This window comes from Geobacillus sp. BMUD, from assembly GCF_013096845.1.
Lineage (GTDB): Bacteria > Bacillota > Bacilli > Bacillales > Anoxybacillaceae > Geobacillus > Geobacillus vulcani.
Map to the genome: position 1 here is coordinate 48,245 of NZ_SDLA01000011.1, position 21,660 is coordinate 69,904.

21 protein-coding genes, 1 tRNA gene and 1 riboswitch are annotated in these 21,660 nt (G+C 57.8%); of the genes, 2 read left to right on the top strand and 20 right to left on the bottom strand.

All coding sequences use genetic code 11. The annotated features are described in order from the left end of the window. Positions 1–7: 7 nt before the first annotated feature. The 18 genes from cobO to ETC05_RS12570 all read right to left on the bottom strand — a co-directional run bounded on the left by cobO (position 8) and on the right by ETC05_RS12570 (position 16,893). Positions 8–553, bottom strand: a complete 546-nt coding sequence (cobO, locus tag ETC05_RS12485) for a cob(I)yrinic acid a,c-diamide adenosyltransferase (protein ID WP_171661136.1) — start codon at positions 551–553, stop codon at positions 8–10. Then, on the bottom strand, positions 534–1,304 hold the full coding sequence (gene cobA / locus ETC05_RS12490) for a uroporphyrinogen-III C-methyltransferase (RefSeq protein WP_171661137.1): 771 nt from the start codon (positions 1,302–1,304) through the stop codon (positions 534–536). Before cobA ends, cobO begins: the two co-directional genes overlap by 20 nt. Then, complete coding sequence (gene cobT / locus ETC05_RS12495) at positions 1,301–2,359, bottom strand: nicotinate-nucleotide--dimethylbenzimidazole phosphoribosyltransferase (protein ID WP_171661138.1); 1,059 nt, start codon at positions 2,357–2,359, stop codon at positions 1,301–1,303. The genes cobA and cobT overlap by 4 nt, the downstream gene beginning before the upstream one ends. Before the next feature lie 290 nt (positions 2,360–2,649). Further along, on the bottom strand, positions 2,650–4,152 hold the full coding sequence (locus tag ETC05_RS12500) for a cobyric acid synthase (RefSeq protein ID WP_171661139.1): 1,503 nt from the start codon (positions 4,150–4,152) through the stop codon (positions 2,650–2,652). After that, positions 4,145–5,509, bottom strand: a complete 1,365-nt coding sequence (locus ETC05_RS12505; RefSeq protein WP_171661140.1) for a cobyrinic acid a,c-diamide synthase CobB — start codon at positions 5,507–5,509, stop codon at positions 4,145–4,147. Before ETC05_RS12505 ends, ETC05_RS12500 begins: the two co-directional genes overlap by 8 nt. Continuing rightward, a complete protein-coding gene (locus ETC05_RS12510) occupies positions 5,455–6,639 on the bottom strand; it encodes a cobalt-precorrin 5A hydrolase (RefSeq protein WP_171661141.1) in 1,185 nt (394 codons plus the stop codon). Before ETC05_RS12510 ends, ETC05_RS12505 begins: the two co-directional genes overlap by 55 nt. Before the next feature lies 1 nt (position 6,640). Continuing rightward, positions 6,641–7,414: a precorrin-4 C(11)-methyltransferase gene (gene cobM / locus ETC05_RS12515; protein ID WP_031409378.1), complete on the bottom strand. Its 774-nt coding sequence runs from the start codon at positions 7,412–7,414 to the stop codon at positions 6,641–6,643. Further along, positions 7,411–8,112, bottom strand: coding sequence for a precorrin-2 C(20)-methyltransferase (gene cobI, locus ETC05_RS12520; protein ID WP_171661142.1), 702 nt, complete (start codon positions 8,110–8,112; stop codon positions 7,411–7,413). Before cobI ends, cobM begins: the two co-directional genes overlap by 4 nt. Then, positions 8,109–9,314: a precorrin-6y C5,15-methyltransferase (decarboxylating) subunit CbiE gene (gene cbiE / locus ETC05_RS12525; RefSeq protein ID WP_171661143.1), complete on the bottom strand. Its 1,206-nt coding sequence runs from the start codon at positions 9,312–9,314 to the stop codon at positions 8,109–8,111. Before cbiE ends, cobI begins: the two co-directional genes overlap by 4 nt. Then, on the bottom strand, positions 9,280–10,398 hold the full coding sequence (locus tag ETC05_RS12530) for a cobalt-precorrin-5B (C(1))-methyltransferase (RefSeq protein WP_031410596.1): 1,119 nt from the start codon (positions 10,396–10,398) through the stop codon (positions 9,280–9,282). Before ETC05_RS12530 ends, cbiE begins: the two co-directional genes overlap by 35 nt. Before the next feature lie 6 nt (positions 10,399–10,404). Continuing rightward, on the bottom strand, positions 10,405–11,052 hold the full coding sequence (locus ETC05_RS12535; RefSeq protein ID WP_031409372.1) for a precorrin-8X methylmutase: 648 nt from the start codon (positions 11,050–11,052) through the stop codon (positions 10,405–10,407). Positions 11,053–11,113: 61 nt separating this feature from the next. Beyond that, on the bottom strand, positions 11,114–11,890 hold the full coding sequence (cobK, locus tag ETC05_RS12540; RefSeq protein WP_031409370.1) for a precorrin-6A reductase: 777 nt from the start codon (positions 11,888–11,890) through the stop codon (positions 11,114–11,116). 15 nt (positions 11,891–11,905) lie between these two features. Continuing rightward, positions 11,906–12,733, bottom strand: a complete 828-nt coding sequence (locus tag ETC05_RS12545; protein WP_171661144.1) for a sirohydrochlorin chelatase — start codon at positions 12,731–12,733, stop codon at positions 11,906–11,908. A gap of 38 nt (positions 12,734–12,771) precedes the next feature. Continuing rightward, positions 12,772–14,568 (bottom strand): precorrin-3B C(17)-methyltransferase, encoded by a 1,797-nt coding sequence (gene cobJ, locus ETC05_RS12550; protein WP_171661145.1) that lies wholly within the window; start codon positions 14,566–14,568, stop codon positions 12,772–12,774. A gap of 1 nt (position 14,569) precedes the next feature. After that, complete coding sequence (locus ETC05_RS12555; protein ID WP_237746911.1) at positions 14,570–15,277, bottom strand: HoxN/HupN/NixA family nickel/cobalt transporter; 708 nt, start codon at positions 15,275–15,277, stop codon at positions 14,570–14,572. A gap of 2 nt (positions 15,278–15,279) precedes the next feature. Then, positions 15,280–15,654, bottom strand: coding sequence for a (2Fe-2S) ferredoxin domain-containing protein (locus tag ETC05_RS12560; protein ID WP_031409362.1), 375 nt, complete (start codon positions 15,652–15,654; stop codon positions 15,280–15,282). A 184-nt stretch (positions 15,655–15,838) separates the two neighbouring features. After that, positions 15,839–16,032, bottom strand: a riboswitch (cobalamin riboswitch). Between the two features lie 59 nt (positions 16,033–16,091). Continuing rightward, positions 16,092–16,577 (bottom strand): ribonuclease E activity regulator RraA, encoded by a 486-nt coding sequence (rraA, locus tag ETC05_RS12565; protein WP_171661146.1) that lies wholly within the window; start codon positions 16,575–16,577, stop codon positions 16,092–16,094. Between the two features lie 244 nt (positions 16,578–16,821). Next, positions 16,822–16,893 (bottom strand) — tRNA-Gln (locus ETC05_RS12570). Between the two features lie 173 nt (positions 16,894–17,066). On the opposite strand from ETC05_RS12570, the gene ETC05_RS12575 reads away from it, so the two are divergent. Then, positions 17,067–17,948 carry a glycerophosphodiester phosphodiesterase family protein gene (locus ETC05_RS12575; RefSeq protein ID WP_253264012.1) on the top strand — a complete coding sequence of 294 codons (882 nt, stop codon included), beginning with the start codon at positions 17,067–17,069 and terminating at the stop codon, positions 17,946–17,948. 118 nt (positions 17,949–18,066) lie between these two features. Beyond that, positions 18,067–18,510 (top strand): GNAT family N-acetyltransferase, encoded by a 444-nt coding sequence (locus ETC05_RS12580; protein ID WP_031409356.1) that lies wholly within the window; start codon positions 18,067–18,069, stop codon positions 18,508–18,510. A gap of 76 nt (positions 18,511–18,586) precedes the next feature. Here the strand turns inward: ETC05_RS12580 and ETC05_RS12585 are convergent, their stop codons facing one another. Further along, positions 18,587–20,743: a DNA topoisomerase III gene (locus ETC05_RS12585; RefSeq protein WP_171661147.1), complete on the bottom strand. Its 2,157-nt coding sequence runs from the start codon at positions 20,741–20,743 to the stop codon at positions 18,587–18,589. 12 nt (positions 20,744–20,755) lie between these two features. Then, positions 20,756–21,646: an aldo/keto reductase gene (locus tag ETC05_RS12590; RefSeq protein ID WP_171661148.1), complete on the bottom strand. Its 891-nt coding sequence runs from the start codon at positions 21,644–21,646 to the stop codon at positions 20,756–20,758. Between the last annotated feature and the right edge of the window lie 14 nt (positions 21,647–21,660).

Here is a 21,660-nt window from a genome sequence, read left to right on the forward strand (position 1 = left end):
TTTGCTTCTAAAATTCAATCCCTTTCATCGCGGTCCTTCCTTGTTCATAATCATGCTTGACTAGCTTCATTTCCGTGACGATATCGGCAGCCGCCATCAGCTCGGGGTGCGCCGCGCGGCCCGTGATGACAAGGTGCAGCTCCGGCGGACGCGTGCGGATCAGTTCCAGCACATCGTTGACCGATAGGATATCACCAACCGGAAACCGATCAATCGCCAAGGCGTTGTTCAATTCATCCAACACGATGACGTCATACCGGCCGGAATGGACATATTCTTTCGCCACCGTCCAAGCGCGCTGCAACGCTTCGCGGTGCACCTCCGGCGTTTTCGTCCATGTGAAGCCGGCGCCGAGCTGACGGACGTCGACGCCAAGACGCTGCAAGGCCAACTGCTCGCCATACGTGCGCTCGGGCGACTTGATAAACTGCAGCACAGCGACTCGCATTCCTCGGCCGACGGCGCGCAGCGCCAAGCCAAAAGCAGCTGTCGTTTTTCCTTTTCCGTCGCCCGTATAAACGATGACCCGCCCGCTACGACGAGGCGTCGGCATCGACCATGCCCCCTTGCCGCTCCGGAAACCATTGGAGCGTCTCACGCAGACGAACGACATCGCCGATGATGATGATGGCCGGATGGGAAATGCCCGCCTTTTCCGCCTCGTCTGACAGCGTCGAAAGCGTCACCGCTACCGTGCGCTGCCGCTCGGTCGTCCCCCATTCAATGATGGCCGCCGGCGTATTCGCCGGCTTTCCGGCCGCCATCAGCCGGCCGCAAATATCCGACAAGTTGGCCGCCCCCATGTACACGACGATTGTATCGCATCCGCGGGCGAGCGCCTCCCAGTCAATCCGCTCGCTCCGATGTCCGCTGACCATCACCACCGAGGCGGCGTAATCACGGTGGGTGACGGGAATGCCAGCGTACGCCGGCACAGCGATGCCGGATGTCACCCCTGGAACGATTTCAAACGGAATCCTGGCTTTCGCCAACACTTCCGCCTCTTCACCAACGCGGCCAAAGACGCATGGATCGCCGCCTTTTAAACGGACGACCGTCTTTCCTTGTTGCGCATGCTGAACGAGCAACTCATGAATTTGTTCTTGAACCGTGTCATGTTTTCCCGGCTCTTTACCGCAGTAAAGAAGCTCGGCGCCGGGCTTCGCATAGCGCAGCAGCTTCCGGTTGATGAGCCGGTCGTAAACGACGACATCCGCCCGTTCCAGGCATTCGCGGCCGTAAACCGTGATGAGCTTTTCATCCCCCGGACCAGCGCCGACTAAATACACTTTGCCGACGGTCATGCTTGTCTCTCCCCTTTCTCCTCAACCGTCGAAATGCCTGCGGACGCAAACGTCGCCATCTCATTCATCATCGCTGTTGCCGACACTAAGAGTGGAAACGCCACAGCGGCTCCGCTTCCTTCGCCAAGGCGCATGTGCAAATCCAACAGCGGCTCTTTCCCAAGCAAACGAAGGGCAATGCTGTGGCCCGGCTCTTGCGAACGATGGCCAGCGATCATATACTCTGCGACGTTGGGGGCAAATTGGCGGGCCACAAGGGCAGCCACCGTGCAAATAAAGCCATCAAGCAAGATCGGAATGCGCCGCTCAGCCGCGGCCAACATCGCTCCGGCCATCGCCGCGATCTCCAGCCCGCCAATTTTCGCCAGCCATTCGAGCGGCTTCGCTGGATCCGGTCGATGAAGCAAAAGCGCCCGTCGGATGACGTCCCGTTTATGAGCCAATCTCTCTTCCCGAATCCCGCTTCCTTTGCCAACGATGCGCTCAAGCGGCTCATCGGTCAACGCAGCCAATAAGGCGCTCGCGGCGGTCGTATTGCCGATGCCCATCTCGCCGACAATGAGCGTGCGGACGCCTTGTTCAATGATGGACGCCGCCTGTTCATAACCGACGGAAAGCGCCTGTTCAGCCTCGGACGTCGTCATCGCTTCCATTTTGGCGAAATTGTTTGTTCCTGGGCGCACCTTTTTCTGAATAACGCGTTCATCAGCGATCGGTGCGGCGACACCGACATCGATCACCTGAAGCAACGCGCCGATTTGCCGGCTGAAGGCGTTGATCGCCGCTCCGCCATTCGCGAAATTGTGCACCATTTGTGCCGTCACTTCGGCCGGATAGGCAGACACCCCTTCTTCGGTGACGCCATGATCGGCCGCAAACACAAGCACTCCGGGCGGAGTGACGCGCGGGAGAAGCTCCCCGGTCATGCCAGCGAGCTCAGCCGCCACTTCTTCAAGCCGGCCAAGGCTGCCGGGTGGTTTGGTCAATTGATCAATATAGGCACGCGCTTGTTCAACCATTTCGCAGCGGATCGGTGGGATTGAAACATTCATCATGAACGCACAATATTCCCCATCAAGCGGGAATATGCGCTTCCTCCTTTCTCGTCTATGATTGTGGGAACGAAAAAGCAGCTTTCCTTCGTCACGCCTTAGCGCGACGGGAGACCGAACGTGTGATCGTGGTCATGGATTCACCTCCTTGCGGCGATTACAGAATACCGTTATAAGAAAACGGCTCGCTTTCATCCCACCCCTAAAGGAGCGGGCTTTCTCGCTCGCAGGTCCTGTAAAAACGGTCAGTTTCGCCCGTTCATCCATACCGCAATGATCGTTTTCCATATCGCTCATTGTTGCTGAAATTGACGCATCATCTGTTCGATCCGCCCGACGTCGACATGCTCGCGGACATGGGCGGCAAGCCGGTCAAACGCCTTTTCTTTGAGCGATCGAAAGAGCCGGACGCCAGAAGGAGCGATTCCTTTGTGGCGGCGAATACTGTTGAGAAACGCGGTGCGGAACGCATCATTATGAAACAAATCATGCATGTACGTGCCCAGCACCCGCTCATCACTGCGCTTCGCCCCTTCATGGCGGCCATCCGCTTCAATGAGCGGCGCATAACCAGGAAGCGGCGCCGAGCGGCCCATATGAATCTCGTATCCTTGCACGGCAAATCGCTCGCCTTCCCATGTAAGCACTCCTTCGGAACGGACCGTGATTTTCGTCCGCTCGAGCGTTGTCTCCACCGGAAGCAGCCCGAGCCCCGCGACTTCCGGAAGCGGCGTTTCCACTCCATATGGATCGCGGATGACGGCGCCAAGCATTTGGTAGCCGCCGCATAAACCGACGACTTTTGTTTTCCCCTCACTAGCAAGTGACACGATGCGGGAGGTGAGCCCCCGTTTTTTCATATAAATCAAATCTTCGATCGTGTTTTTACTGCCGGGAAGCACGATCACATCCGGCTCGCCAAGTTCGGCGGCGTGCGTCACCAACCGGACGCGGCAGTCCGGTTCTGCCAACAGCGGGTCGATGTCGGTGAAATTGGCGATTTTCGGACAGCGGATCACCGCAATATCAATCGCCCTATGATCGTCGGACGATGCGGCAAACCGTTCAAGCGCCAGCGAATCTTCAGCATCGATCGCCAAATCGGGCAAATACGGGACGACGCCGAGCACCGGCACGCCAGTATGTTGCTCAAACCAATCAAGCCCCGGCTGCAATAGCGCCACATCGCCGCGAAACTTGTTAATGATGACGCCAATGACCCGCTTTCGGTCTTCAGGCTCAAGCAGCGCCAGCGTCCCAACGAGGCTCGCGAACACCCCGCCCCGCTCAATATCGCCGATCAACACGACCGGGGCGTTGGCGAGACGGGCGATGCGCATGTTGACCAGCTCGCGGTCGTTTAAGTTGACTTCCGCCGGGCTTCCCGCTCCTTCCATGACAATTCGGTCATACTCGTTCATCAACGTTTCAAGCGACTGGTGGATGACGACCAGCCCTTGATGGAAAAACTCGTTCCGATAAGCGAACGCCTGCATATTGCCGTACGGTTTGCCGAGCACAACGATTTGCGCTTCATGTTCGCGGCTTGGCTTAATCAAAATCGGGTTCATCTCGGCGCGGGCCGGCACGCCAGCCGCTTCGGCTTGAATGCCTTGCGCCCGCCCGATTTCTTTCCCGTCCGGCGTCACATAGGAGTTTAACGACATATTTTGCGACTTGAACGGCGCCGTCTTCCAGCCGTCTTGGGCGAACAGGCGGCAAAAGGCGGTGGCGATCACGCTTTTGCCGGCATCGGAATGAGTGCCTTGAAACATGATTGGCAACGCCTTACCCATTGGCGGTCACCTTCTCACATTCGGCGAGCCACCGCTCGACCATCGCCGGGGCGGACGCAAAATGGAAGTGGACGTAGCCGGCGACAAGACGGTGCGCCAAATAACCATCCGGTTTTGTTCCTTTCCGGCCGCTCGTTTCGTAGGCAAACGGCACCTCGCCCCGCGGTTCGTACACGGAATAGTGAAACTCATGGCCGCGCGCCCGCTCCCCTTCCGACAAAAGAAAGTTTCCTCTTCTTCCGTGCACTTCACGGTACCCGAGGGCCGCAAGCTTCGTTTTCATCACGACCCGCCCCGGAATGACGCCGGCCATCTCATAGGCCGTGCCGTCCGTCGCGACAAGCTGTTCCGTGAGAAACATAAACCCACCGCATTCGGCGAGCGTCGGCACCCCGCGTTCGATGGCGGCGCGGATCGACTGTTTGACCGCAGTTTGCTTGGCAAGCACGGCGGCAAACTCTTCCGGAAACCCGCCGCCGATGTACAAGCCGTTCACCCCATCCGGAAGTGGTTCGCCGGCGAGCGGGGAAAAGTAGACAAGCTCCGCGCCGCAGGCAGAAAGCATCTCCAGATTTTCGGGATAGTAAAAATGGAAGGCGGCGTCTTTCGCGACAGCAAGACGCACCCGATAGCGCCGGACCGGTCGAAAGAGCGGGCGCGGCTCCCGAAGCAGCGGGGCGTCGGCGATGCGAAGCAAAGCATCCCAATCGACCGCCTGTGCAACCTTCCGGCCCAGTTCGGCAAAAAACGCATCCAGCTCGCCGCGCTCCACCGACGGCACAAGCCCTAAATGGCGCTCCGGCAGCGCCAACGCTTCGTCTTGCGTAAGAAACCCGATGACCGGCACTCCGCACGTTTGCTCGACCGCCGCTTTGACGAGCCGGAAATGCCCTTCGCTGCCGACACGGTTGGCAAATACGCCAGCAATGTGCACATCGGGACGAAACGTCTGAAAGCCGCGGACGATGGCGGCAGCGCTGCGGGCCATGCCGGAACAATCAACGACAAGCAGCACCGGGCTTTTCGTCAGCACCGCAATCTCCGCCGTCGATCCTTCATCGGAGAGCGGCTGTTTCCCGTCAAACAACCCCATCACCCCCTCGATGATGGCGATATCCGCTCCTTGACAGCCGTTGGCGAGCACCGTTTTGACCGCTTCGCTTCCCATCATCCAGCTGTCCAAGTTGCGCGCCGGCCGGCCGGTGACCGCCGTATGGTAAGTCGGGTCGATGTAGTCCGGACCGCATTTAAACCCTTGCACCGTATATCCTCGCTGCTTCAGCGCCGCCATCAAGCCAAGCGTCACCGTTGTTTTGCCGGCGCCGCTTCCCGGGGCGGCGATGACCAATCGTCGCATGACTCGCTCCCCTTTCCTCGTCCATGGCGAATCAACGCCACCGAAATCGTCACATTGCCCGATTTCTTTTTCACGAGCGCCATCCGCTCGGCCCCGCTGTACAATTTCGCCGCCGGCTCGCTCACCCCATACGCGCCGGTGTAGCGGTAGACGGTCTCGGACGGCGCTTCGATCGGCATCGTGTTCAGCTCCTCTGGCGTGTACGTGACGAACTCCCAGCCGTATTTGCCGACAACTTCGCGAAGCCCAGGCTCGTCTTTTTTCAGGTCGATCGTGCACAGCGCTTTGACGCTTTTGAGCGAAAAACGCAGCTCATTGAGCGTCTCGAGGATGACCGCTTCGATTTCATCAGCCGATGTGCCGCGGTTGCAGCCGATGCCAAGGGCGATCACCTTCGGGCGGTACAGCACACCATTTTGCAAAATCGCCTCTTCTTCCGGCTCAAGCAGACGATGGGTGACCACAAGCGCGGCCGCCGGACGAGCGGCAAGCGCCTCCGCGATTGAGCCGTACACGGTGATGTTTTTCGGCAGCGGCCGCCCCTCCGGCCACCAATCGGGTTCCCCCGACTCTTGCACGATCGCCACCGGCTCTTCGTTCACGACCGCAGCGCTCACCGGCGTCAGTTTGTCATCCGACTCCCATTCCCAGCCAAACTCGCGGCCGAACAAATCAACGGCGATCGTCTGCTGCACGTCAGAAGCGGTCGTAATCACCGGGCGGGCGCCAAGAATCGCAGCGACGCGCCGCGTCAAGTCGTTCGCCCCGCCTAAATGACCGGACAGCACGCTGATCACATGCTCCGCCTTATCATCGATGACAACAACCGCCGGATCGGTCTTTTTGTCTTTTAAGAGCGGGGCGATCATCCGCACGACGGCGCCAAGCGAAATGATGCAAATAAGGCCGTCGTAGCGGGCGAACAGTTCCGGCAGCAGCGTCTTAACGTTGCCGGAAAACAGGCGGATCCCATACTTGGCTTCATCGCCGCGGGCGAATTTATCCGTATAATAAACGTCCGCTCCCGCAAGAGCACCGCCAAGACGTCGGGCGATCTCAACCCCGTGTTTTGTAATGGCCACGACGGCATAGGCGCCGTTTCTTTCGTTGTTGGCGGCAACAGTGCCCACCTTACTTCTCCCCCTTCCGGTATCCATGCGTAAACGTGCGGTCGTATAGCTTCGAACGGTAACCGCGCTCATGAACATGAGGATCGAGCGCCCAACCGGCCAACATGATCGCGTGTTTCGTCACGCCATGGCGCCGCATATCGTCAGCCATGGCGGCAACGGTAGAGCGAATCACCATCTCATCCGGCCACGTCGCCTTATAGACGATCACGACGGGCGTCTCACCGCTCCAGCCCGCTTCAAGGAGCGCCGCTCTTACTTTTTTTGCCAACGTTGCGCTTAAAAAGAGGACAAGGGTGCAATGATGTTTGGCCAGTTCTTGCAATTTCTCGCGCGGCGGCATCGGCGTCCGCCCCTCAGCGCGGGTGAAAATGACGGTTTGCGTCAATTCCGGGACGGTGAGCTCCGACTGCACAGCTGCCGCGGCGGCAAACGCCGAACTGACGCCGGGGACGATTTCCACTTCCATTCCTTCTTCTTTCAACAAAGCGATTTGCTCAAGCGTTGCCCCGTAAATCGATGGATCACCGGTATGAACACGCACGACAAGCCGGCCTTGTTTCGCTTGTTCCACCATCGCCGCGACCATTTCTTCTAAATGCATGCCGGCGGTATGAAAAACGTCAGCATCCGGCTTCCGGTAGCGTTCAATCAATTCCTCGCTCACCAACGAATCGGTGTAAAAAATGGCATCCGCCGCAGCCAAAAGCTCGGCGCCGCGGACGGTGATCAAGTCCGGCGCTCCCGGCCCCGCCCCTACGATATACAGCTTCACTTTCTCACCACCATCAATGTCAAATATTCCAGCGACGCGCCGTCCAATTCCTCAACGTTCCACACCACTTCCTCGCCGGACGTCACCTTCGTGATGACGGCGGCGCGCTGAAGCAAATCGAGCTCGCGCAGCAAGTCGATCAGGAGATCGATCACTTTCGCCACCTTAAAAAAAACGACGCAATCGTGTCGAAGAAGGGCGGCTTTCATCGCCTCATAATCATCGCGCGCCGGCACGATCGCCACGGTTTCATCCCCATCCGCCAACGGCAGACGCAGCCGAGCGGCGGCAGCGTTCGCCGAACTGACCCCTGGGATGACTTCAATCGGCGCTTCTGGATAACGCTGTTCCATCACGCGCATCAAATGGATGAACGTGCTGTACAGCAGCGGATCGCCTTCGGTCACAAACGCCACATCGCGTCCGGCCGCCAGTTCCGACCAGATGGCGTCCGCCGCCTCGTTCCACTTCGGCTCAAGCACTGCTGAGTCTTTTGTCATTGGAAAATGCAAGCCGAGACGCCGTTTTTCCTCTGGGGCAAAATACGCATCAATGATTTGTTCCGCATAACTTTTGCTTTGCCGTCCCTTTTTCGGATACGCGATGACGTCCGCTTCTTTCAGGCGGCGATACGCCTTCACCGTCATGAGCTCAGGATCGCCCGGGCCGACGCCAACGCCGTACAACGTGCCGGTCATTCGTCTCCCTCCCGCTTGGCTGTTATGATATACACCGGATTGAGCGCCTCAAAACGCGTCAACTCTAAAATCGGCTTGCTTCGCGACACTTGCGCGAGCGTGATGTCAACATGAAACCCACGGCTGCGCAGCTCGCGGCCCGCTTCGGCAAGCGTCTCAACCGTCGCCGCGTTGATCACGATGCGCCCGTTTTTCTTCAACCGTTTCGCACAGACGTCCAACAGCGGCGCCATCGCGCCTGACGTGCCGCCGATAAAGATGGCATCCGGGTCAGCAAACTCATCAAGCCGATCAGGGGCCTTGCCGTGCACAAGCGTGATGTCAACGCGGAATTTGCGCAAGTTTTGCCAGCAAATCTCCACATCGTGTTCATTTTTTTCAATCGCAAACACTGCCCCGTCGCGGGCGATTTTCGCCGCTTCAATGGCCACCGAACCGGTGCACGTGCCGATATCCCAGACGACGCTGTCCGGGCGCAAGCGCAAAGCACTCAAGCTGAGCACGCGCACTTCTTTTTTCGTAATCAACCCTTTGTCTGGTTTGCGCTGAAAAAACTCGTCATCCTCAATGCCGAGCGGCCAAGAAGGACTGGGCGCCGTCCTCCGCAGCACGACTATATTTAATGGAAGAAACTCGGCTTCCACCATTTCTTCTAGCTTGAAAAACCGGCAACGCTCATTCGGTCCGCCGAGCTCCTCGCCGACAAACGCCTCATACTCCGTCATGCCGTATTCAAGCAAGTAGCGGGCGATCACAGCCGGCGAATTGGTCTCATCGGTTAAAATGGCCACTTTGCGCTGTCCATCAATGCGTTGGGCGAGTCCAGTCAACGGCCGGCCGTGCACACTGATGAACGCGGCATCCTGCCATGATTCCCCCATTTTGGCAAACGCCCATTGCACCGAGCTGACGGCCGGATACACGTCGATCGGCAATTTGCCGGCCAAATAGCTGCCGATTCCATAAAAGAGCGGATCACCGGAAGCCAACACAACCGTCCGGCGCGTCTCATGACGGAGTCGCTCGACGAGCTCGCTCAGCCCGCTGCGAATCACGATCGTTTCTCCTTGATATGCCGGAAACATCGCCAGCTGCCGTTCGCCACCGACGAGCAGCTCGCTTTCCATGATCCAGCGCTGATATAGATCGGGAAGGCTCGCTGGCCCGTCAGCTCCCACTCCGATCAACTTCATCGTCGCCATCCAACAGCACCGCCTTTCCTAATCGTTGTCCGTTCATCGTGTAAATGGACGCAGCCACCGTCAGACCACCTCCGACTTCGTTGAGCGCCGCCTGGCAGCACGCCGCGCACAACAACTCGAAAAACTTCGTGCAACCGGCTTCTTGCATCATGTCGCCGACTTGCGCCGCCGTATTCGCCCCTCGCACGGCGTCAACCAGCTCCTCGGAAGCCCCGGCTTGTCGAGCGAGCGCTGCCAAAAAACCGAAGTCAACCGGAGCACTTTTCGAGTGCACCATCATCACCCCTTGGGCGACTTTCGAAAATTTTCCCATCATCCCAACCATCGACACCGTCCTAATGCCAAGACGTTTGCATTGTTTGAGCGTAAACCCGACAAAGTCGCCCATTTCAATAAACGCTTCTTCCGGCAAATGGGGATATTCTTGCATGGCGTATTTCTCGCTCCGCCCCCCGGTCGTAATGACGACATGGCGACAGCCGTTCGCTTTCGCCACTTGAAGCGCCTGCACGATGCTCGCCCGATAAGCGGCAGTGGAAAACGGAACGACGATGCCGCGCGTCCCTAAAATCGAAATGCCGCCGATGATCCCAAGACGAGCATTCAACGTTTTTTTCGCAATCTCTTCGCCGCCCGGCACGGAAATGACAACGTTCACCCCGCGGTCGATGCCGTGTTGCTTGAGCACTTCGTTGACGGCTTCATGAATCATTTTGCGCGGCACGGGATTGATCGCCGCTTCCCCGACCGGCACCGGCAAGCCGGGTTTGGTGACGCGCCCGACCCCTTCACCGCCATCGATATGAACGCCCGGCGACGAAGTCCACGAAACAGTGGAAACGATGAGCGCGCCATGCGTCGCATCCGGATCATCGCCGCCGTCTTTCACAACGGCCGCCGTCGCCGTTTCACCATTGAACGAACAAGAGGCAAGCGAAAAGGTCACCACCCGCCCGATCGGCAGACGGATCGTCGCCTCCGTCTGGGCCTCGCCCGTGATAAGCGCCTTGAGCGCGGCCTTCGTGGCGGCTGTTGCGCACGATCCGGTCGTATACCCTTCACGCAGTGTTTTTTTTGTTTCCATCGTGCGTCACGCTCGCTCGGCCAGCAGCGATAAAGCGTTCAAGGCGGCGACGGTCACCGTGCTTCCTCCTTTGCGGCCGCGGTTGGTGATAAACGGCACATCGAGCTTCGCCAATTCTTCTTTCGATTCCGCCGCCGAAACGAATCCGACCGGCAAGCCGATTACCAATCCGGGCCGCGCCTCTCCTTCTTTGATGAGGCGAATGAGCTCCAACAGCGCGGTCGGCGCGTTGCCGATGGCAAAAATGCCGCCTTCCGCTTCTTTCACCGCTTTGCGCATGGCGATGATCGCCCTTGTCGTATTGAGCCGCTTCGCTTCGGCGATGACGTCTTCATCGGAAATATACACGCGCACCGAACTCCCGAATTTCGCAAGGCGCGCTTGATTGACGCCAGCTTGCACCATCTGCACATCGGCGACGACGGGCTTGCCTTGGCGAATGGCGTCAATGCCTGAACGAATGGCATCCGGATGGAAAAGGAGGCTTTTTCCCAGCTCAAAATCAGCTGAGGCATGGATGACGCGCTGAACGATTCGGTATTGTTCTTCCGTAAACGAATGCTCGCCGATCTCTTCGTCAATGATTTGAAAGCTGCGCGCTTCAATTTGTTCCGGCTGCACCGTCGCCGGACGAAATGTGGTATGGAATTCCATTCCAATTTTCTCCTTTCTTCCTTATGATCGCTTGCATGAGCGGCCGCTAGAAGCCCTTTCTTCACACGGTTGGAAGCGGCGCGTGCTGCTTCAACGCCTCGAGCACGCCGGCAAAATCGTGGTGTACGATGCCGTATGGCAACCGCGGACGGCGGATGACGATGACCTCGATGCCGAGCTCCTCCGCGGCGGCGATTTTCTCATCGACAAACCCGACTTTGCCGCTTTCTTTCGTGACGACGACCGTGACACCGAAATGGCGGTAGAGCGCCCGATCGAGCTCTTTTGTAAACGGCCCTTGCATCATGACGATCTGCTCTTGGGAAAACCCGAGCCGCTCGCATTTGTCGAGATTGTCTTTTCGCGGCAGCATCCGCGCGATCACCTTGACGTTCGGCCGCCCGATGAGCCTCGCGGCAAAAATGTCGAGCGTTTTGCTGCCGGTCGTCAACATCACGACGCCGCCTTTTTCCGCCGCCAAGTCAGCCGCTTCTTCATAGCTGTCGACAAATGTCACCTTCTCGGATGAAAACGAGGACGCCTGCCGTTCGTAGCGGATGTACGGCAATCCGGCAGCGGCCGCCGCTTGCATGGCGTTTTTCGACGCTTCTTCGGCAAACGGATGGCTCGCATCCACGATCGCTTTGGCCCCCTCAGCTTGGGCCAGCTCGGCAAGCTGGGACGCATCCAAGCGGCCGACATGGGCGCGAATGCCAGCCGACCGGAGCTGTTCGGCCGCGTGGTCGGTGACGACCGTCGCAACGACATCATAGCCAGCATGCCGAATCATCACCGCCAATTCGCGGGCATCGCTTGTTCCGGCTAACATCAAAATCATCGACGCTTTCCTCCTTTAATGATGGTGATGGTGGTGATGATGGTGGGCGGCGTGCAGCCGATATTGGCAGACATCGCAATTCATCGCCACCGCTTGGCCGAGCACCTCGTTGAGGCGGTCAAGCACGATCGCCTCCAGCTTCGGATGAAAGCCGAAATAGCCGGCAAGCGCAAATGAGATATGCGAGTGCTCAGCTTGGTACTGCGCCACTTGCCGCTCGAGCCGCTTGATGAGCACGCCGGTGAACAAAAAATACGGCAAGATGACGATCCGTTTCGCTCCAAGAGCCAAACAGCGGCGGACGGCATCATCGAGCGACGGGGTGGTCACGCCCATAAACGCCGGCTCAATGAGCGCATAATCGGTCTGTTCCCAAAACAAGCGCGCGATTTTATACAAATCGCTGTTTGCATCCGGGTCACTTCCGCCGCGGCCGAGCAAAATGACCGCCGTTCCGTCGTCCGGCTGCTCCGGCCGTTCGCCGATTTCTTGCAATCGTTCGCGCAAAATCACAAACGTCTGCTCATGAACGCCGATGGGGCGGCCGTAGCGGAACACCATATGCGGGTAGCGTGCTTTCGCCTCGTCGATTTCCGCCGGGATATGCAGCTTCGAATGACCAGCCGGCAATAAAATGAGCGGAAGAACCGCCACTTCCGTTGCCCCGGCTTCGGCGCAACGTTCGATTCCTTCGCCGATCGACGGACGGCCAAATTCAAGGAAGCACGTTTCGACATGAAAGGAAGCGGCAAGGCGCGGCCGCAGCCGCTCAACAAACTGCACCACTTGCTCGTTCCCTTCCGGGTCGCGGCTTCCATGGCCGACAAACAAAATAGCTCTCATGTTCGTTCTCCTCTCTTTCGTGTCGCTCAATCTGACGGTTACTCGCCGCATGCCGGCGTTTCGATCATCGTCGCCGTCTTGGCCTCTTCGTGCGAAAAGCGGCCGATTTGTTTCACACGGGCAAAAAATTTATGAAATCGTTCATTCGGATGGGCGTGTTCTTTGTACTGCTCAATGATGTCCGTCACAACCGCCACCATCTCCTCCGGAGGAATGCCTTCCGCAACGAGCTGGCCGGGATGGGCGTTGCGGCCGACCGTTTTTCCACCCAAAAACAAATCAAATTTCCCTTTCCGATACACAAGCCCGATGTCTTCGCGCACCGCGCCATAGCACGCCATCCCGCAGCCGTTGATGCCGAGCTTCAACTCTTTCGGCAACGCCATGCCGCCCAATCGCCGCGCCAATTCCTCCGCGTACGGAATGGCGTCTTTTTTCTCCCCGTCGCAAAAATCACATGCCTTCACCGTCAGCACATCACCGATCGGCATGACCATCAGTCCGGCGGCCTCGAGCCGGGCGATCAGTCCATCCGGATCTTCCGTCACCCGTTCGATTTTCATATAATGATCGGGTGTGTAGGTCATTTTTCCATCCGGCCCTACCACTTCCGCGAGCACCATGAGCTGTTCCGGAGTGAACTGTTTATTGGCCACGCCCGGACTCACGGCGGCTTCGAACAGCACGGGGGCTGTCTGTCTTGTTTTCCGTCTCTCTAAAGCGGCGAGCGCGTCTTCGGCTGTTTCTTTCACCCGTTTTGACGCGGCGGCCGGCTGCCGTTCTGCTGTGTTGGCGAGCGATGTGGAAAAATTCGAAAAAACGGAAGCCGGCGGCGTTGGCTCGGCCTCCTTCGCGACCGTGGCAACAACCGAGGGGCGAACCGCGGTGGCCCAGGTGGTGAAAGCACGATCCTCCTGACTGCCCCCGGCGAGGACAGCCTCCTTGGACGACGCTGATGCCCTCGGCGCCTCCGTGCTTCCTTCGTCCTCATCTTTCAGCGGTCTCGTCTGGTCAAGCGCCCACGGCTCCGCTTCTTTGCGCAGCCGCTCATGCGGCTTGAGCGGCTGGACGGCCGCGGTTAGTTGATACTTGCGCTGGTAGCCGCGCGGCGTGATCATGAGCCCATCGTGAACGAATGTCGTCGAATTGCCGATAATGACCGTCGTCAACATGCCGATTTCATGGTCAAGCATATGCGCCAAGTCGGTGAGGACGATCTGCTGCCGCTCACGGTACGCGCTTTTCACTAGTCCGACTGGTGTCGTCGGCGCCCGGTGGCGGAGCAGGATGCGCTGCGCTTCCACAATCTGCCTAGTGCGCCGCCCGCTTTTCGGGTTGTAAAGCGCGATGACAAAATCGGCCGCCGCCGCGGCTTCGAGCCGCTTTTCAATCAGCTCCCACGGCGTCAAATGGTCGCTCAAGCTGATCGTGCATGCATCGTGCATAATCGGCGCCCCAAGCAAAGCGGCGCACGAGTGAATGGCGGAAATGCCCGGGATGACTTCCACTTGAATCGGATCGTCTTTCGTCCAGCCTTTTTCAATCAGCACTTCGTAGACAAGTCCCGCCATGCCGTACAGCCCGGCGTCACCGCTGGAAATGACGGCGACCGTTTTGCCGCGCTCCGCCCATTTCACCGCCGCTTGGGCGCGGCTCACCTCTTCGGTCATGCCGGTGCTGATGATTTCCTTGCCAACAATCAAGTCGCGCACCAGTTCGATGTACGTTTTATAGCCGATGATGACGTCGCTTTCTTCAATCGCTTCGCGGGCCCGCTTCGTCATATGGTCAACACTGCCTGGGCCGAAGCCGACAATGAGCAGTTTGCCGCTCACTTTACAGCCCCCCTCTCCATATCTCGATTATCATCGACATCCCTAACCATATGCTGTAAATCCCTGTGACCGCACCAAGGACATAAAACAGCCGTTCCCGTTGTTTTGCTTTCCAAAATCCCCATGATAATCCAGCCGCTGTGGCCATCGTCGCCATGAGCAGGCCGGCGACAAACAGCCCAAGCTGAAGGGCAGCGGCGCTCACATGCACTTTTCCGGCTGCGCGGGTGATAATGGCTAGCTGGGTCGGGCTTTCGACGCCAATGCCATGAATGATGCCGATGATCAAGGCGCCAGCCCAACCAACATGCGAAAAAGGACGGCAACTGCCCCTTTCTCTCCCTCCCCGCAACCATCGAGTAACCGTATAGCCGAACTCATAAAGGAGCTGAAACCGGCTTTTCACCTCACCCCGCCGAAAAAGAGAAAAAAGCATCATCCCGCCAAGCAGCACAAGCGTACCACCAACTAAGAGCTCAATGGCGGCGGCTGACGACTCGGGAAGCCGAGCACCAACTACGAGTGCCGCCATCCCCATGACAAACACGATCGCTCCGTGTCCAATAGCGTACATGATTCCGAGTGCCAACTGCTGTCTTCGCCGCGACTCGCTTCCGACCATATCCGCAATGGCCGCAACATGGTCGCTGTCCATCCCATGACGCATGCCGAGAAATATCGCTAACATTGCATAACTCGCCCATTCCATCATTACATCCTCCTCTTTTGAATGCCAATAACCGACTCCGTCCCGTCAAGACGGGCCAACCCGTCTTCACAATATTCATACGTCGCCCATGTACGAAGCAGCTCGCCGCTTTGCAAATGGCGATGGATGACCTCTTTTGCCTTCTCCGGCGTCATCTGCCGGTACCAGATGCCGTCCGGGTAGACGATCATCACGCACGCGTCCTGGCAGCGGCCGTTGCAGCGCGTTCGTGTCGTATGAACGAGGTCATCCAGCCCGAGGCGGGTGATCTCTTCACGGACCGCCAATGTGACGTCATCCCCGCCATGACGGAGGCACGTCCCCCCGTTGCAAATGAACACATGGTGCTTCATCCCTGTTAAGTCCCACGTCGCCATCGAATCCCCCCTTTTGGCTAGAATGATAGAATTCAGATGCAGACAGACGGGCAGGTTTCAGGCAAAAGAAAAAGCACCTCTACAGCAGAGGTGCAGAAAAATGTATACAAAAGTCATAAACGACCCAAACAGGCCTTATGCAGCCATCATTCTCCCGCACGTCTGCCTATAGTCCCGTAGGCATCCGTCCGATCCAAACAAGGCAGGTCTCCTGACTTAGGATCATCGCTTGGCGGCGTCTTCCCGAAGCATCCTTCAGTGACTTGCTGCCGCAAAGCTCCCCATCACAGTGGCGGGCACCGTGCCGGATTTTCACCGGGCTTCCCTTTTCACCCAAGCCCCTAAGCAGGCTTAGGCACCTTGTTTGTTCTTCGCCATATCTACACTGTCATGGAACAAGCATCCGTTTTCATCGTAGTACAACCTAGGGGCGTCCGTCAACCATTTTTGACTGACAAATCTTCGCGCGCGACGACAACGCCGTCCGCATCGGCGTACACGTATGCGCCCGGCTCCCAGCGCACGCCGCCAAACTCGAGCACAACGTCGCGGGCGCCTTTTCCTTCTTTTTTGCTTTTCACGGGACATGTGCCGATCGCCATTACTCCAATCGGCATGGCGCCAATTTCCGCTGAATCGCGGATGCAGCCGTGGATGATGACGCCAGCAAGCCCCCTCTCGCAAGCGATTTGCGCCAGCCGGTCGCCTAATAGCGCGGCGCGGCGCGACCCTTTTCCGTCAATGACAAGCACCGTCCCCGCTGGAACGGTCTCGAGCGCTTCCCGGACAAGAACGTTGTCCTCAAACACGTCGACCGTCGCAATCGGCCCGGAAAACATCTGTTTTCCGCCATATGATTGGAACGGCAACTCGCATACTTGCAACTCGTCTAAAAATTGATCGCATAAATCGGCTGTTTTCATTGTCGCTCTCCCCTTTCCCTTTTTGCATTCGCCGCCATTCGCCAAAGTCCTGCCGACTACGCCTTTTTTTGCGGCGCTGTTTATATTCGAAAATCGGATGTGGAGTCTTGCTAGACAACCGGACGTTGAAAGTATTTGCTCGTTCCCGCTGTCCGGCGAACGAAAAAACGGCCCCGCACGACATGGCGGAAGCCGTTTCTGCCTGCCGGCTACGTGGCGAATGCCGCCCCGTCCGGCCATTCAGCTGGGCTAGCTGGATTCGAACCAGCGCATCACGGAGTCAAAGTCCGTTGCCTTACCGCTTGGCTATAGCCCAACGTTGATTGCCATTTATAGTATGGAGCACCAATCGGCTCTTTATGCGCAAAAAACGAATATCATTTTGCTGCATGCGGCAAAATACAGATGCATTTTCCGCACGTTTTAACCAACTCTTTACAACTGCCGCATCCGGGCATTATGATGCAAAACAGAAAGGGGGGAACGACGTTGCGCCGAACCGCCGCCCTCCGCCAATGGCTTCATGTGTTGTTGTTATTGTGCCTGCCGCTCGGCCTCGCCGCATCAACCGCTGCACAGCCGTCCGTCGCCCCGAAACCGATCATCATCGCTCACCGCGGCGCATCCGGACACGCGCCGGAGCATACGCTCACGTCCTACCGCCTCGCCGCCCGCATGCAGGCGGACTATATCGAAGTCGATGTGCGGGCAACCCGAGGCGGGAAGCTCGTTGCTTTGCATGATGCCACACTCGTCCGGACGACAAATGCCGAAACAGTCTATCCGCGCCGATCGCCATGGCAGGTCAGCGATTTTTCAATTCGTGAGCTCAAAAAGTTGGATGCTGGGGCGTGGTTTGCTCCGCGCTTTGCCGGCGAGCGCGTCCCGACGCTTGATGAGGTCATTCAGCTGTTGAAAGCGGAGCGTGTGGAAGCCCCGTTGTACATCGAAACGAAACAGCCCGGCATCGAAAAGGCCGTCGCGCACCTGCTGCAAAGCCATCACATGTTGCGCCCCGACCGCGTCATGTTTCAATCGTTTTCCCGAAAAAGCCTTGAGGCGCTGCGCCGGCTCATTCCGCGCGGCATTCCGCTCATCCAATTGATCGACGGAAGGGAGGCGCAACATTGGAACGATCAACGGCTGAGACAAATCGCCTCCTACGCCGATGGCATCGGCTTGCCGCTTTCGGCCGTCACCAAAGAGCGAGTGCGCGCCGCCCATCGCCGCGGGCTCATCGTCCATGTCTATACCGTCAATGCGCCGCACGATCTGGCGCGCCTATGCGCCATGGGCGTGGACGGGATCTTTACCGACTATCCCGACCGCCCAGCTCGCATCGCCGCTTGCCGCCGGCCGCCCGACCATTGACTAGCCTTCAGGGAGACGGCCGGGATTTTAGTTTACATAATATTATTATTGTTTAAAAACAAAATCGTTTCCATCTGATCCGATTCGGTGTATCATTTATGAAAAAGGAGGCCGGATCATGTGGACGATCATCGACTACCAAAACGGACCGTTTACCGTGACAACGGACCGCCGTCGCGTGCAGCTTGAGCGCGTATACGGCTTTCTCGCTCGCTCGTATTGGGCGAATGAGCGCAGCCGGGAAACGATCGTCAAATCGCTCGACCATTCGCTTTGCTTTTCTCTTTTTCATGAAGAGGCACAAATCGGCATGGCGCGCGTCATCACCGATGGGGCGACATTCGCCTATCTCTGCGACGTGTTCATCGATGAAGCATACCGCGGGCATGGGCTCGGGAAATGGCTGTTGTCATGCGTGCTCGCCCATCCCGATGTCGCCGCGGTCCGCAAGGTGATGCTCGCGACCAAAGACGCGCACGGATTGTATGAGCGGTTCGGTTTTGCCGCGCCAAGCGAGCCGGAGCGGCTGATGGAACGGATTCAAGAGCCGCAAACGGAGTAACCCGCAAAAAAGGCGGGACGCCATCGGTCCGCCCTTGGGCCAAGCGCCCCGCCCCCTACTTCCTCTGTTGCCTTCATTACCGCTTCGGAAACTGAAACGACAATTTCTTCTCGTTTTCATCCCACACAAGGACAGCGTCAAACGTTTTTCCGCCTTTTTTGAATCCTTTAATGACATTGGTTTTTCCTTTTGCCAGCAGCTTTTTCACATTGGCCGCCGAAATCGATTTGCCGAGAATGCGTTTGGAGATCGTAAACGAGCATTTTGTTTTCGCGTACTGGTCGCAGCCGTACAACGTTCCTTTGTCGATGACGGTCCCTCCGCAAAGCGGGCACGGCCCGAGCTTCTCACCGATCGTTTTTTTCGTTCTCGTCCGCTGGATCGAGGCGGTGTCGACCCCGTTGAAATTCCAAGCTGGGGCGGCGGCGATGGCGTCAGCGACCACTTTTTGCGCCAGCTTTTTCACCTGTTCCATAAACGCGGCGGGCGAGGCCGCTCCTTCACCGATTTCGCTTAGGCGCTGCTCCCATTTCGCTGTCATTTCCGGCGAGGCGAGAATCGTGCCGCCAAGCGCCTCGATCAATACTTTCGCCTTTTCCGTCGGATGGACGAGGTTATTTTTTACTTCAATGTATTTTCGTTCCTTCAGCATCGTAATGATCGCCGCCCTTGTCGCTTCCGTGCCGAGCCCTTCCGTTTTGGCGAGCACTTTTTCCAGCTCCTCGTCGTCCAAAAATGTTCCCGCCGTTTTCATCAAGGTGATGAGTTCGCCTTCCGTATACCGTTTCGGCGGCTCGGTTTTCCCTTCTTTCACCTTGACAGCGGCCGCCTCCCCCGCTTCGCCCCGCTCGAGCGGGGGCAGCACCGCATCTTTCTCCTCCTCATGCGGACGGATGACGGTGCGCCACCCCTCCTCAACGACTTGCCTTCCTTTCGAAACGAAGCGAGCCCGACCGTCAACCAACGTCGTGACGGTCGTATAATCCATGACCGCCGCTTGGTGGTGGGCGGCGATCAAGCGGCGGACGACTAAATCGTACACTTTTCGCTCGTCGGCCGACAGCTTCTCCAGGTCAACGACCTGTTCCGTCGGGATGATCGCGTAGTGGTCGGTCACTTTTTTCTCGTTTACATAACGTTTATTCTGTAAAATCGACGGCCGCGGCAGCGGAAAATACGAAGCGTACGCCGGAAACGACGACAGCTTTTGCAAAATGGCCGGGAACGTTTCCGCCTCTCCCCTAGTCACATGCATCGAATCAGAACGCGGGTACGAAACGATTCCTTTTTGGTAGAGCGATTGCAGCACATCGAGCGTTTTTTTCGGCGAGAAGCGGTACAGCTTGTTCGCTGTCGCCTGCAGCGTCGACAAGTTGAACAACAGCGGCGGCTGATACGTTTTCCGCTCGGTGCGGACGTCGGCGACTTCCGCTCGTTTTCCTTGGCAAAAGGCCGCGATTTGTTTCGCCATCTCCTCGTCCTTGAGACGCGTTTGACCGTTTTCATCCGTCCATTTTCCTTCATAGCGCTTATCGCCGATGACAAACGAAGCGACGACTTCCCAAAACGGCTCAGGGCGGAACTGCTCAATTTCCCGCTCGCGCCGGACAATAAGAGCCAAGGTCGGCGTCTGCACGCGCCCGACGGAGAACACATCGTTCATCCCGCGCTCTTTCAGCAACAGGCTGTACACGCGCGAAGCGTTCATGCCGACGAGCCAATCCGCGCAGGCGCGGGCATACGCTTCTTCATAGAGCGGACGCGTCGTCTGCTCATCGAGCAGGCGGCGAAATCCTTCGGCAATGGCCTTTGGGGTCAACGATGACAGCCAAAGCCGCCTGATCGGCTTGTTAACGCCGCTCAGGCGGATCACGTTGCGCACAATGAGCTCCCCCTCGCGCCCGGCGTCTCCCGCATGGATGATTTCCGTCACTTCCGGCTTCCGCAGCAACTCCTTAATCACTTGAAACTGTTTCGCCTTCGCTTTTTCGATCTCATACTCGAACCGTTCCGGGACGATCGGCAACGTGTTGAGCGTCCACCGTTTCCACTCCGGGCGGTACCGCTCGGGCGGGGCGAGCTGGAACAAATGCCCGATCGCCCATGTCATATACGCCCCATCCGGAAACAAGTCATTCGGCAAAATTTCGATATAGCCTTGCCGTTTTTTCGTCTGAAAAATCGAGGCGAGCGTCGCCCCTTGGTCCGGTTTTTCCGCAATAATGACTTTCATCGGCTTCTCCCCTTATGGCACCTCATGCCCCATGGAGCTTTGCCAAATGGCGAACCATTGCTCGCGGGAAAGCGGCAAAGACAGCGCCCGCACCGCCCGCTCGATGCGTTCTCGTTTTCCCGATCCGACAATCGGCATCATCCGCGCTGGATGAACGAGAAGCCACGCATACAGCACTTCATCGATCGTCGCAGCGCCCGCTTCGCCCCGCACTTGTTCAAGCGTCCCGCGCAGACGCACCGCCCGGTCATCGTCAGCGGAAAAAATCGCTCCACCAGCGAGCGGCGACCACACCATCGGCGGAACCCGCTTTTCCAGACAAAGATCCACTGTGCCGTCTGCAAAATTTTCGAGCCGGTACGCCGATGCTTCGATTTGGTTGGTCACGAGAGGAAACGGCAAATACGACTGCAACATTTCCCACTGCGAACGTTTAAAGTTCGAGACGCCGAAATGGCGCACCTTTCCATCCTGTTTCAGCCGCAAAAACGCCTCGGCCACCTCTTCGGGGTTCATGAATGGATCGGGGCGGTGGATCAGCAGCACATCGATATAATCGGTGCGGAAATTCCGCAACGACTGCTCGACCGAAGCGATGATATGATCTTTGCTTGTATCGTACGACTTCATTCCGTACTTCGATGGCAACTTAATGCCACATTTCGTCACGATCTCAATCTGGCCGCGCAAGCTTGGCTGTAACGCCAACGCCTCGCCAAAGCGCGATTCGCACGTGTAGTTGCCGTAAATATCAGCATGGTCAAACGTGGTAATGCCTCGCTCAAGGCAAAATTCGATGAGCCCGAGCAGCTGCTCGGCCGAATAGCCCCAGCCGGCGAGCCGCCAACAGCCGTGAATCAGGCGAGAAAAAGTCAAATCGTCTGCTAAACGGATTCGTTCCATGGATCGTCTCCCTT